The 12,562-nt window shown below is 53.9% G+C and carries 11 protein-coding genes; 6 read left to right on the top strand and 5 right to left on the bottom strand.

Annotation, left to right across the window (positions count from 1 at the left end):
- Window positions 1–54: 54 nt before the first annotated feature.
- The 4 genes from IMQ48_RS14790 to IMQ48_RS14775 all read left to right on the top strand — a co-directional run bounded on the left by IMQ48_RS14790 (window position 55) and on the right by IMQ48_RS14775 (window position 3,595).
- Complete coding sequence (locus IMQ48_RS14790) at window positions 55–915, top strand: small-conductance mechanosensitive channel MscS (RefSeq protein WP_196209638.1); 861 nt, start codon at window positions 55–57, stop codon at window positions 913–915.
- 190 nt (window positions 916–1,105) lie between these two features.
- A complete protein-coding gene (gene argO / locus IMQ48_RS14785; RefSeq protein ID WP_096755774.1) occupies window positions 1,106–1,741 on the top strand; it encodes an arginine exporter ArgO in 636 nt (211 codons plus the stop codon).
- Between the two features lie 93 nt (window positions 1,742–1,834).
- Window positions 1,835–2,578, top strand: coding sequence for an oxidative stress defense protein (locus IMQ48_RS14780; RefSeq protein ID WP_196209637.1), 744 nt, complete (start codon window positions 1,835–1,837; stop codon window positions 2,576–2,578).
- Between the two features lie 120 nt (window positions 2,579–2,698).
- Window positions 2,699–3,595: a LysR family transcriptional regulator gene (locus IMQ48_RS14775; protein ID WP_196209636.1), complete on the top strand. Its 897-nt coding sequence runs from the start codon at window positions 2,699–2,701 to the stop codon at window positions 3,593–3,595.
- Here IMQ48_RS14775 and IMQ48_RS14770 read toward each other — a convergent pair.
- The 5 genes from IMQ48_RS14770 to argP form a co-directional block, all read right to left on the bottom strand.
- Window positions 3,592–5,058, bottom strand: a complete 1,467-nt coding sequence (locus tag IMQ48_RS14770) for an acetyl-CoA hydrolase/transferase family protein (RefSeq protein ID WP_196209635.1) — start codon at window positions 5,056–5,058, stop codon at window positions 3,592–3,594. The genes IMQ48_RS14775 and IMQ48_RS14770 overlap by 4 nt on opposite strands.
- A gap of 24 nt (window positions 5,059–5,082) precedes the next feature.
- Window positions 5,083–5,868: a methylmalonyl-CoA decarboxylase gene (gene scpB / locus IMQ48_RS14765; RefSeq protein WP_196209634.1), complete on the bottom strand. Its 786-nt coding sequence runs from the start codon at window positions 5,866–5,868 to the stop codon at window positions 5,083–5,085.
- 10 nt (window positions 5,869–5,878) lie between these two features.
- On the bottom strand, window positions 5,879–6,874 hold the full coding sequence (meaB, locus tag IMQ48_RS14760; protein WP_196209633.1) for a methylmalonyl Co-A mutase-associated GTPase MeaB: 996 nt from the start codon (window positions 6,872–6,874) through the stop codon (window positions 5,879–5,881).
- Complete coding sequence (gene scpA / locus IMQ48_RS14755; RefSeq protein WP_196209632.1) at window positions 6,867–9,011, bottom strand: methylmalonyl-CoA mutase; 2,145 nt, start codon at window positions 9,009–9,011, stop codon at window positions 6,867–6,869. Before scpA ends, meaB begins: the two co-directional genes overlap by 8 nt.
- 225 nt (window positions 9,012–9,236) lie before the next feature.
- Window positions 9,237–10,130, bottom strand: a complete 894-nt coding sequence (gene argP / locus IMQ48_RS14750; RefSeq protein ID WP_003825477.1) for a DNA-binding transcriptional regulator ArgP — start codon at window positions 10,128–10,130, stop codon at window positions 9,237–9,239.
- 170 nt (window positions 10,131–10,300) lie between these two features.
- Here argP and rpiA point away from each other — a divergent pair, with 170 nt between their 5' ends.
- Window positions 10,301–10,960, top strand: coding sequence for a ribose-5-phosphate isomerase RpiA (rpiA, locus tag IMQ48_RS14745; RefSeq protein ID WP_136345248.1), 660 nt, complete (start codon window positions 10,301–10,303; stop codon window positions 10,958–10,960).
- Between the two features lie 273 nt (window positions 10,961–11,233).
- Window positions 11,234–12,466 carry a phosphoglycerate dehydrogenase gene (gene serA, locus IMQ48_RS14740; RefSeq protein WP_196209631.1) on the top strand — a complete coding sequence of 411 codons (1,233 nt, stop codon included), beginning with the start codon at window positions 11,234–11,236 and terminating at the stop codon, window positions 12,464–12,466.
- Window positions 12,467–12,562: the final 96 nt, after the last annotated feature.

Raw genomic sequence — 12,562 nt, 5'->3', positions numbered from 1 at the left:
TTTCGTGAGAATGATCTCATTTGCTTTATATTTGATATGACCAAGGACTATTAAATGGAAGATTTGAATGTTGTCGACAGCATAAACGGTGCGGGCACCTGGTTGGTGCGTAACCAGGAACTGCTGTTGAGCTATGCCGTCAACATCGTTGCGGCTATCGCTATTGTCATCGTCGGGATGATTGTGGCGCGCGTTGTGTCTAACACCATTAACCGTGTGATGGTGGCGCGTCAAATTGATGCGACCGTGGCTGATTTTCTTTCTGCACTGGTGCGCTACGGTATTATTGCCTTTACGCTGATTGCTGCGCTGGGCCGCGTTGGTGTGCAGACCGCCTCTGTTATCGCCGTGCTCGGTGCCGCCGGTTTAGCCGTTGGTCTGGCGTTGCAAGGCTCGCTGTCTAACCTCGCCGCAGGCGTTCTGTTGGTGATGTTCCGTCCGTTCCGCGCGGGTGAGTATGTCGATCTTGGCGGTGTAGCCGGCACCGTACTCAATGTGCAGATTTTCTCTACCACCATGCGTACCGTAGACGGCAAAATCGTAGTGATTCCCAACGGGAAAATCATTGCCGGGAATATCATTAACTTCTCTCGTGAGCCGGTCCGTCGTAACGAATTTATTATCGGTGTGGCCTACGACTCCGATATCGATCAGGTTAAACAGATCCTTACCGATATCATTCAGTCTGATGAGCGTATCCTGAAAGATCGTGAAATGACGGTGCGCCTGAATGAGCTGGGGGCGTCCTCGATTAATTTTGTAGTGCGTGTCTGGAGCAACAGCAGCGATCTGCAAAGCGTTTACTGGGACGTACTGGAACGCATTAAGCGCGAGTTTGACGCTCACGGCATCAGCTTCCCGTATCCGCAGATGGATGTGAACTTCAAGCGCGTGAAAGCGAACGCGGCAGAATAATCGCGAGCCCGGTGGCGCTACCGCTTACCGGGCCTACAAAACCTGTAGGCCGGATAAGGCGTCAGCCGCCATCCGGCGTTTTCCCTCCGGGTATTAATTCCTCTTATACCTGATTAATATTATCAATTTCCGCTAATGATTATCCCGCGCTATAGTCTGCGCTTAAGAGAAGCAATTCGGGATAATTAACGTGTTATCATATTATTTTCAAGGGCTTGCGCTTGGTGCGGCAATGATCCTTCCGCTCGGCCCACAAAATGCTTTCGTGATGAATCAGGGGATTCGTCGCCAGTATCACATCATGATCGCCTTACTTTGTGCCATCAGCGATTTACTGCTGATCTGCGCAGGGATCTTTGGTGGTAGCGCTCTGCTGATGCAGTCGCCGTGGCTGATGGCGCTGGTGACCTGGGGTGGGGTGGCGTTTTTACTCTGGTATGGTTTCGGCGCGTTAAAAACGGCGATGAGCAGCAATCTGGAGCTGGCCAGTGCCGAAGTGATGAAGCAAGGGCGCTGGAAAATTATCGCCACAATGCTGGCAGTGACGTGGCTTAACCCGCACGTCTATCTCGATACCTTTGTGGTATTGGGCAGTCTTGGTGGTCAACTGGACGTCGAGCCGAAGCGCTGGTTTGCGCTGGGCACCGTTAGCGCATCGTTCCTGTGGTTCTTTGGTCTGGCGCTGCTGGCGGCCTGGCTGGCACCGCGTCTGCGCACCGCCAAAGCACAACGAATCATCAATACGCTGGTGGGATTAGTGATGTGGTTTATTGCTTTTCAACTGGCAAAAGAAGGCGTTGCGCACGTGGATGCGCTGTTCAACTAAGTGTTGTCTGATGGACAACAGGCTGAGATCCGCTAAGCTTGCCTGCATGTGCCCTGAGTTTTGGGGTAAATAATGAAACATGGAGGAACGACAGTGAAGTTCAAAATAATGGCCCTGGCGGCATTAGTCGGATTCAGTGCACTTACAGTACAGGCAAATGAATTGCCGAATGGACCGCACATCGTGACTTCCGGAACGGCAAGCGTGGATGCGACACCTGATATCGCGACGCTGGCAATTGAAGTCAATGTGGCGGCAAAGGATGCGGCCTCAGCAAAGAAACAAGCTGACGAACGCGTCGCACAATACCTTTCCTTCCTGGAAGAAAACCAGATAGCCAAGAAAGACATCAGCTCTGCAAACCTGCGTACGCAGCCGGATTACGATTACCAGAATGGTAAAAGCGTACTCAAAGGCTATCGCGCGGTGCGCACTGTTGAGGTGACACTGCGTCAGCTGGATAAACTTAATGCACTGCTGGACGGCGCGCTGAAAGCAGGTCTGAACGAAATTCGTTCGGTGTCGCTGGGCGTGGCCCAACCGGATGCCTACAAAGATAAAGCGCGTAAAGCTGCCATTAATGATGCAATTCATCAGGCTGAACAACTGGCAGCGGGCTTTAACAGCAAGCTCGGCCCGGTTTACAGCGTGCGCTACCACGTGTCAAATTATCAGCCGAGCCCGATGGTACGAATGATGAAAGCCGACGCAGCGCCTGCAGCATCGGCTCAGGAAACCTACGAGCAGCCGGTCATTCAGTTTGACGATCAGGTTGATGTGGTGTTCCAGATAGAGCCCGCGGCGGGTCAGCCAGCAGCACCTGCCAAAACGCAGTAATCTTTCAGACCCGGCTTATCCGCCGGGTTTTTTATGTGAACAACTGTAAAAGTGCGACCTCACATCCAGTCTTTTTTTCGCCGTAATGAGGATATGCCATAGTGATTTTATGAGGTGACTATGGATATTTTTATCTCGAAAAAGATGCGTAATTTTATTCTGTTGGCGCAAACCAATAACATCGCCAGAGCAGCAGAAAAAATCCACATGACCGCATCGCCCTTTGGTAAAAGCATTGCCGCGCTGGAGGACCAAATCGGCTATACGCTGTTTACCCGTAAAGACAACAACATCAGTCTCAATAAAGCCGGTCAGGAACTGTATCAAAAACTGTTTCCCGTCTATCAGCGTTTGTCCGCCATTGATAACGAAATCCATACTTCGTCGCGTCGCTCCCGGGATGTCGTTATTGGAATCGATAATACCTATCCGACCATCATTTTTGACCAGCTGATTAGCCTGGGTGATAAGTATGAAGGTGTGACGGCCCAGGCCGTTGAATTCAGTGAGAATGGGGTGATTGATAATCTGTTCGATCGACAGCTGGATTTTATTATTTCACCGCAACATGTCTCTTCGCGAGTGCAGGAGCTGGAAAATCTGTCTGTTAACGAACTGCCCCCCCTGCGCCTTGGTTTTTTGGTTTCCCGCCGTTACGAAGAAAAACAGCCACAGGATCTGCTGCGGGAATTACCCTGGCTGCAAATGCGTTTTCAGAACCGCGCCAACTTTGAAGCGATGCTGGATGCCTACATGCGACCCTGTGGGATCAATCCAACCATTATCTATCGCCCGTACAGCTTTATGGCCAAGGTGAGCGCGGTGGAGCGTGGACATTTTCTGACGGTGATCCCTCATTTTGCCTGGCGGCTGGTGAATCCGGCGACGCTGAAATATTTTGATGCGCCCGGCAGCCCGATGTATATGCAGGAATTTCTCTATTCGCTGAAAAATCATCGGTATACCGCCACGATGCTCCAGCACATTGCTGAAGATCGTGACGGTACGGCAAATTAACCCAGCATCGATCCGGTTTCGAGCAGATTGCGGTGCAGATCGAACGCGTGGTTGAGATCGTGATGAATATGTCCGCCGGGTGCCTGTTCCAGATACTGATGCAGATAATCGCGATAAAGCGGGTGCGCACAGTTGTCGATGATGGTGTGCGCCCGTTGCAGTGGCGATAACCCGCGTAGATCGGCAATCCCCTGTTCGGTTATGATCACTTTAACGCTATGCTCGCTGTGATCGACATGGCTACACATCGGGACAATCGTTGAGATTTTCCCGTCTTTGGCAATTGACGGGGCCATAAAGATAGACAGATAGGCGTTGCGCTCAAAATCCCCGCTGCCGCCGATGCCATTCATCAGATTTACCCCTGCGACGTGCGTGGAGTTGGCATGACCATAGATATCAAATTCCAGGCCGACATTAAGTGCAATCACCCCCAGGCGACGGATGATCTCCGGATTATTGGAGATCTCTTGCGGGCGCAGAACAATGCGGCTGGCGAAGAAATCCATATTGGCGTAAATCTTCTGTAGTGAGACGTCGGAAATCGTCAGGCTGGAGGCGCTGGCACCGGTTATCTTGCCCGTTTCCAGCAGATGCACCACCGATTCCTGCAGCACCTCGGAGTACATCATAAAGGGGGGAATATCCGGGTTCTCGCCCAGTCGTGCCATCACCGCGTTGTTAATATTGCCGACGCCGCTCTGCAAGGGCAGAAACTCAGGTGGGATACGCTTGTGCGCCATTTCCGCCAGCAGAAAGCGCACCACGTTATCGGCGATTTGCTGGCAGAGCGGATTGGTTTTATCCGAGATACTTCCGGCATCGGGCTGGTTCGTTTCCACCAGTGCAACAATCTTTTTCGGGTCTACCTGCACACACTGGCTGCCGATGCGATCCATCGTATGAAAAATAGGTACGCTGTTACGCCGTGGCGGCGCGCCCGGAATCACAATGTCGGCCAGTTCCGCCACGCGCGGGTTGTGATAATGATTCAGCTCAATGATGACTTTTTTCGCCCGTAGCAGCCAGGTCGGCGCGTTGCCGATCCCGCTGGTCAGCCAAACCCTACCGTCTGGCGCAATGGCCGAGGCCTCTATAACGGCAACATCAATCTCGCCAAAAAAACCGTAATTGACCATCTGCGCGACTTCACTGAGATGGAGATCAACAAACCGCACCTGGCCCTGATTAATTTTCTGACGCAGGCCAGACGAGGTTTGATAAGGCGCGCGCCAGGAAACGGCATCCGCCTCAGAGAGCGCGTCATCTGCGGCGGCGCTAATTGATGCGCCGGTCAGCAGGCGGATTTGAAAGGGCTGCCCAACCTGATGCAGTTCGCAGGCGCGCTGGGCAATCGCGGCGGGCAACGCTTTTGGCGAACCCGCAGGCGTAAAACCGCTGAATGCCACCATATCATCATGCTGAATAATTTCTGCCGCCTGTTCGGCGCTCATCCGTTTCATGGCTTTTCCTTTAGCTAGCCGCGATTAATGGCCGACGAAGTTCGGTTTCCGTTTTTCTAAAAACGCATTCATCCCTTCCTGATAGTCATCGCTGTCGTAAACCGCGCGGCGCATACCCTGGATGCGTTCAAATTCATCGGAATTCATGGTGTGCGCTTCGCCCAACACGCGCAGTTCTTCTTTGATAACCGCAATTGCCAGTGGCGCTTTTTCCGAGATGTGATGTGCCATTTGCAGGGTAAAATCTTCCAGCTCGTCGACGGCGACCACATGGTTGAGAATGCCGACCGCCAGCGCACGCTGAGCGGTGATAGGGGAGGCGGTAAAAATCAGTTCTTTGACGATGTGAAAGCCCGCGTCGCGGGTCAGGTTGTGAATACCTACCAGGTTATACGGCACGCCGAGATTGACCGGTGTCATCGAGAACGTTGAGGTTTCGGCGGCGATTATGAGATCGGAACTCATGATCATCTCAAATGCGCCGCCCCAGACGCTGCCTTCGACCATCGAGATAATAGGTTTCGGGTACTTTTGGATCATTCGGGTGATCTGGCGCAGCGGATCGTCATAGGACAGCGGATCGCGACGTCCGGTAGGGAGTTCATGAATATCATGTCCGGCAGAGAACACTTTAGCCCCGCTCGGTGCGCGCAGAATAATGCAGCGAATTTCCGGACGATTGAGATCGTTCAGCGCCAGCATAAGATCGTCAATAAACACTTTGCTCAGGGCGTTAAGCTTGCGGGAATAATTGAACTCAATGACCGCGACTTTCTGGATGATGACGACGTTGACGTATTGATAGGACATAATGTTCTCTTTAATCAAAGTAATGATGTTGGATAAATTCGCTGATGTGTCGCAGACCGGTACGCGGGGAAAGGTCATTGTTCCTGACCGACTGCAGCGTTTGCTGGAAATAGCGATTGAAATCAGTGCGGGCAAATAACAGGTGCAGCGCCTCTTCTTCGGCCTGTCTCTGTAACCAATCCACTGCCTGCTGCTGGCGGACTTTTTCCAGCCGACCGCTGGCCGTAAGGCTTGTTTGAAAGTCGGTGATGGCCTGCCAGATCTCCTCAATGCCGCGTTTTTCCAGCGCACTACAGGCCAGAGCCTGCGGCTGCCACTCGTCATACTTACGGCGCAGAATGTGCAGGGCGGATTCATACATATGGCGAGTGATGGCGACGTTGGCGCGGTTGTCACCGTCATCCTTGTTGATGATGACCAGATCCGCCATCTCCATGATCCCTTTTTTGATGCCCTGAAGATCGTCACCGCCGCCGGCGATTAGCAGCGAGAGAAAGCAATCCACCATGCGGGCCACTTCAGTTTCGGACTGCCCAACACCGACGGTTTCGACAATCACCACGTCAAAGCCCGCTGCCTCGCACAACAGCATTAATTCACGGGCGCGTTGGCTGGCACCCCCCAAATGCCCACTGGAAGGAACCGGTCGAATAAACGCGGCATCTGCACGCGCCAGTTCCGTCATTCGGGTTTTATCGCCCAGAATGCTGCCGCCGCTGACCGGACTGCTGGGATCGACGGCGATTACAGCCACCCGCAGTCCCTTGCGGATCAGCAGCATGCCAAAGGCTTCCAGAAAGGTGCTTTTCCCCGCGCCCGGCGTGCCGGTAATGCCCAAACGTAGGGCGTTACCGGTGAACGGCATGATGGCGTCCAGTAGCTGTGTACTTAGCGCCAGATGACGCGGATGTTGGCTCTCGACCAGCGTCATGGCCTGAGCGAGAGTGGCACGCTCACCCTGGCGTAGACGACGGACGCTATCAGCCAGCGTGGCGTTGCTAATCATGGTGCTGTCCGATGCGGGTTAATACATCCCGCACACTGTCGAGCATCGGCATACCGGGACCATAAATGGCGGCAACGCCGCGCGCCTGCAGGAAGGCGTAATCCTGCGGCGGGATCACACCGCCCGCTACCACACAGATGTCCTCGCGTCCCCAGCCTTTGAGTGCGGCTACCAGTTCAGGGATCAACGTTTTATGACCCGCAGCCAGTGAAGAAGCGCCAATCACATGCACATCGTTTTCCACCGCCAGGCGGGCGATCTCTTCTGGCGTAGAGAACATCGGGCTGAGATCAACATCGAAACCGAGATCGGAATAGGCGCTGGCGATTACTTTGGCCCCGCGATCGTGACCGTCCTGACCCATCTTGGCGATCAGAATGCGCGGTCGACGCCCATTATCTGCCAGGAACCGTTCGGTTTGCGCAACAATGGCGTCAAACTCGTCGGCGGATTTTTCAGACTGGTGGTAGCTTTTCGCAATCACCCCAGTGACACACTGGCTGGGTACCAGGTAACGGTCAAAGACGGTTTCCAGTGCGTCGGAGATTTCACCGAGCGTGGCGCGAACGCGGGCGGCATCTATCGCGGCGGCGAGCAGGTTTTCATTGTGTTGCGCCGCGTGGGTCAACGCCTTCAGCGCGGCCTTCACGGCGCTGTCGTCGCGGGTCGCACGGATGTGCTGCAGCGAAGCAATCTGCTCATTGCGCACCTTCACGTTGTCGATTTCCAGCACCGATGTGGCGTCTTCTTTATCCAGCTTATATTTGTTCACGCCAACAATAACGCGCTGGCCCTGGTCGATGAGTGACTGTTCGCGGGCGGAGGCTTCTTCGATCATCCGTTTTGGTAACCCGGCTTCTATCGCTTTCGCCATTCCACCCGCGTCGTCGATCTGTTCGATGATCGCCCGTGCTTGCTTAACGATCTGATCGGTCAGCGATTCTACGTAATACGATCCGGCCAGCGGATCGACGGTGCGGCAGATCTCTGACTCCTCCTGGATGATGATCTGCGTATTACGTGCGATGCGGGCGGAGAAATCGGTTGGCAGGCCGAGAGCTTCATCAAAGGCGTTGGTGTGCAAAGACTGGGTACCGCCCAGGGTTGCGCCCAGTGCTTCGATGGTGGTGCGCACCACGTTGTTGTACGGATCCTGCTCGGTCAGGCTCCAGCCGGAGGTTTGGCAGTGGGTGCGCAGCGCTAAGGATTTTGGGTTGGTGGCGCCAAAACCGCTGACCGCCTCGCTCCACAGATAGCGCGCGGCACGCAGCATGGCGACGTTCATAAACAGATCCATGCCAATGCCGAAGAAGAATGACAGGCGCGGGGCGAAATCATCTATCTTCAGCCCGGCGGACAGCGCGGCCTTGATGTACTCAATCCCGTCAGCCAGGGTAAACGCCACCTGCTGTACGCAGTTGGCACCGGCTTCACCCATGTGATACCCGCTGATGCTGATGGTATTAAAGCGCGGCATATTGTCAGAACACCAGGCGATGATGTCGGCGATAATGCGCATTGAGGGTTTGGGCGGGTAAATATAGGTGTTGCGGCACAGGTACTCTTTCAGAATATCGTTTTGTATCGTGCCAGTGAGCAGTTCCGGCGCGACGCCTTGCTCCTGCGCTGCCACGATATAAAACGCCATCACCGGGAGTACCGCGCCGTTCATGGTCATGGATACCGACATTTTATCCAGCGGGATCTGGTCGAACAGCACCTTCATGTCTTCAACGGTATCAATTGCCACGCCCGCTTTGCCGACGTCACCCGCCACGCGCGGATTATCTGAGTCGTAGCCGCGATGGGTGGCAAGGTCAAAGGCGACGGAAAGCCCTTTTTGTCCGGCGGCGAGATTGCGGCGATAAAACGCGTTAGATTCTTTGGCGGTAGAGAACCCGGCGTACTGGCGAATAGTCCATGGCTGTGCGGTATACATGGTGGCGCGTGGGCCGCGAACGTAAGGCGCCAGGCCGGGAAGGGTACCCGTCACCTCCAGGTTATCGAGGTCAGCTTCAGTGTACAGCGGCTTGATGGCAATCCCTTCTGCTGTCTGTTTTACCAGCGAGTCGACGGTTTTTTCCCGCCGGCTGAGTTCTTTGTTGGCGAGCGTTTGCCACGCCTGCATATTGGCCATTTTTTGCTCCGTATTACGCAATAAGTTGAATCTTTACGAATACGGTGAGCTTTTTCATCTGGCTTGTCGCCAGCAAAAAATAGCCAATAGGGCGTCGTTTTTTGCCGCGTGGTATATTTTATTTTGTGATGGATTTCAAAGACGTGATGGGAATAACATGAAATGTGCTTGGGGCATGTTGGCCGGATAAGGCGTTACACTGCCCTCCGGCATCAATGTGAAGAGCTAGTCCTGACGCAGGACGTTATGTCCGTAGGCCAGTAGTGCGTCGGTGACGTTGCGCATCATGCGGCTTTCCGGCGCAAAGCGATGCCAGTAGAGCATCCGCCGCTGGAACAGACCTGGCGTTAAGTCGATAAGCTCGCCGCTTTCCAGTTCTTTCTCGATCTGTAAGTGTGGGATCATGCAGCAGGTGGTGCCCTGACGCGCCAGTTGCACGAAGGCTTCCGACGAGTTAACGATGTGGCATGGCACGCTGCCCGGCGGCAGATCGAAGTTTTGTTGCAGAAAAGCCTGATGCATGTCGTCGAGATGGTCAAATGCAACCGCTGGCGCTTTCAGCAGGGCGGAGCGGGTGACGCCATTCGGGAAATAGCGCTCGGCAAAAGGTTTTGAGCCGACAAACAGGTAGTCCAGCGCGCCCAGTTTATCCACCAGACAGCTTGGCAGCGCCTGATGTTGAATACTCACCGCGCCTACTACCTCACCGCGACGCAGGCGTTCCTGAGTGCGCGTTTCATCTTCAACCTGTAGGTTCAGACGAATGGGGGAGTTTGCCAGCACGGGAGCCAGCGCCGGGAGTAACCAGGTTGCCAGACTGTCGGCGTTGACGGCCAACGAGAGCAGCAGCGGCGTTGAGCCAGTTTGTTCATCCCCCAGCCACTCATCTTCCAGTAGCTCGACTTGACGCAGCAGTGCCAGCAGCTTTTGCCCCTGTTCGGTTGGACGAGGCGGTACGGTACGCACCAGCAGTGGTTGTCCGAACATATTCTCAAGCTGTTTTATGCGTTGTGAAACCGCGGATTGTGTGATGCATAGCTTTTGCGCAGCGCGCTCAAATCCCCGTTCACGAATAACCGCATCCAGTGCTTGTAGTGTTCTGTAGTCCGGACGTTTCATTGCTCTGACGTACTCCTGATATTTTTGCGTATTCTGCACTATGACACAATTTTAGGTTGGGTACAGACGAAATCCGCCACCTGTGCGCGGGTGTGAGGACATTTTTCTACGCAATGTTCTATAATGCGCGTGAATTTCCACACCACATTCACACCACAGGCGAAACGATCATGACGCAGGATGAACTGAAAAAAGCAGTAGGATGGGCGGCACTTCAGTATGTACAGCCCGGCACCATTGTGGGCGTAGGTACCGGTTCAACGGCCGCGCACTTTATTGATGCGCTGGGCACCATGAAAGGTCAGATTGAAGGCGCAGTCTCCAGTTCGGACGCATCGACTGAAAAACTCAAAAGCCTCGGTATCCATGTGTTCGATCTTAACGAAGTGGACAGCCTTGGCGTGTACGTTGATGGCGCGGACGAAATCAACGGCCACATGCAAATGATTAAAGGCGGCGGCGCAGCGCTGACCCGCGAAAAAATTATTGCTTCCGTCGCTAAGAAATTTATCTGCATCGCCGACGCGTCCAAAGAAGTCGATATTCTGGGTAACTTCCCGCTGCCGGTAGAAGTGATCCCGATGGCGCGTAGTGCGGTTGCCCGTCAACTGGTGAAGCTGGGCGGTCGTCCTGAATACCGTCAGGGTGTGGTTACTGATAACGGTAACGTCATCCTTGATGTGCACGGTCTGGAGATCCTCGACGCCGTGGCGATGGAAAACGCCATCAACGCGATCCCGGGCGTTGTGACCGTAGGTCTGTTTGCCAACCGTGGGGCGGACGTCGCGTTGATTGGCACAGCAGATGGCGTGAAAACTATCGTAAAATGATCTGATAACCGAGATCTTCCGCTGCTAAAAAAATTTTGGCAGGGCAAATTTGGTGACTTGTGTCACGTTTACAATATTGTCCTGCCGATCCCTCCAAAGAAAAAGTTATCACCAGAATTTTACTCTGACATTTTCCTCTGAATGACACTTCTTCAGCACGACGACGCAAACGTTCATATTGCCGCAATATTTTTTTTTGATATGTTGAAGAGGCGGATGAAAATCCCACACACAACACATCAGATTGAACTAAAAAAAGACAGGGTCGGGGAAATGGCAAAGGTATCACTGGAGAAAGAAAAGATTAAGTTTCTGCTGGTTGAAGGTGTGCATCAAAAAGCACTGGAAAGCCTTCGCGCGGCAGGTTACACCAACATCGAGTTTCACAAAGGCGCTCTGGACACTGAACAGTTGAAAGAGTCCATCCGTGATGCCCACTTCATTGGCCTGCGATCCCGTACTCATCTGACTGAAGATGTGATTGACGCCGCAGAGAAACTGGTCGCGATTGGCTGCTTCTGCATCGGCACCAATCAGGTTGATCTGGGCGCGGCGGCAAAGCGCGGGATCCCCGTGTTTAACGCGCCATTCTCTAACACCCGCTCCGTTGCCGAACTGGTGATTGGCGAATTGCTGCTGCTGCTGCGCGGCGTGCCGGAAGCGAACGCCAAAGCGCACCGTGGCGTATGGAACAAACTGGCTACCGGCTCTTTTGAAGCGCGTGGCAAAAAACTGGGGATTATTGGTTACGGTCACATTGGTACCCAGTTGGGCATTCTGGCGGAATCGCTAGGGATGCACGTTTATTTCTATGATATTGAAAACAAACTCCCGCTGGGTAACGCCACCCAGGTACAGCATCTTTCCGACCTGCTCAATATGAGCGATGTGGTCAGCCTCCACGTGCCGGAAAATGCCTCCACCAAGAATATGATGGGCGCGCAAGAGATTGCTCTGATGAAGCCGGGTGCGCTGCTGATCAACGCCGCGCGCGGTACGGTCGTCGATATTCCGGCGCTGTGCGATGCGTTAGCTACTAAGCATTTGGCTGGCGCGGCAATCGACGTCTTCCCGACGGAGCCGGCGACCAACAGCGATCCGTTTACGTCTCCGCTGTGTGATTTTGACAACGTGATCCTGACGCCGCACATCGGCGGTTCAACGCTGGAAGCGCAGGAAAACATTGGTCTGGAAGTGGCAGGTAAGCTGACGAAGTATTCCGATAACGGCTCTACGCTGTCGGCGGTTAACTTCCCGGAAGTGTCGCTGCCGCTGCACGGCGGTCGTCGTTTGATGCACATTCACGAAAACCGACCAGGCGTGCTGACCGCGCTGAACCAAATCTTTGCCGAGCAGGGCGTTAACATTGCCGCGCAGTATCTGCAAACCTCCGCGCATGTGGGGTATGTGGTCATTGATATTGAGGCAGATGAGGATGTGGCGGAGAAAGCGCTGCTGGCGATGAAAGCCATTCCGGGAACGATTCGCGCGCGTATGCTGTACTAATTATTGGTACATCGTGCCGGGTGGCGACTGCGTCTTAACCGACCTACGAGATGATTCGTAGGTCTGATAAGCGTAGCGCCATCTGGCAATTCAAGG

It is taken from the genome of Citrobacter sp. Res13-Sevr-PEB04-36 (genome assembly GCF_015672735.1).
GTDB lineage: Bacteria > Pseudomonadota > Gammaproteobacteria > Enterobacterales > Enterobacteriaceae > Citrobacter.
This window is presented reverse-complemented; position numbering and strand designations above follow the sequence as displayed.

Coding starts and splice junctions, on each gene's coding strand:
- argP (WP_003825477.1), bottom strand. CDS start 10,130: ATGAAACGTCCGGACTACAGAACACTACAAGCACTGGATGCGGTTATT.
- IMQ48_RS14775 (WP_196209636.1), top strand. CDS start 2,699: ATGGATATTTTTATCTCGAAAAAGATGCGTAATTTTATTCTGTTGGCG.
- meaB (WP_196209633.1), bottom strand. CDS start 6,874: ATGATTAGCAACGCCACGCTGGCTGATAGCGTCCGTCGTCTACGCCAG.
- scpB (WP_196209634.1), bottom strand. CDS start 5,868: ATGTCCTATCAATACGTCAACGTCGTCATCATCCAGAAAGTCGCGGTC.
- scpA (WP_196209632.1), bottom strand. CDS start 9,011: ATGGCCAATATGCAGGCGTGGCAAACGCTCGCCAACAAAGAACTCAGC.
- IMQ48_RS14790 (WP_196209638.1), top strand. CDS start 55: ATGGAAGATTTGAATGTTGTCGACAGCATAAACGGTGCGGGCACCTGG.
- IMQ48_RS14770 (WP_196209635.1), bottom strand. CDS start 5,058: ATGAAACGGATGAGCGCCGAACAGGCGGCAGAAATTATTCAGCATGAT.
- rpiA (WP_136345248.1), top strand. CDS start 10,301: ATGACGCAGGATGAACTGAAAAAAGCAGTAGGATGGGCGGCACTTCAG.
- serA (WP_196209631.1), top strand. CDS start 11,234: ATGGCAAAGGTATCACTGGAGAAAGAAAAGATTAAGTTTCTGCTGGTT.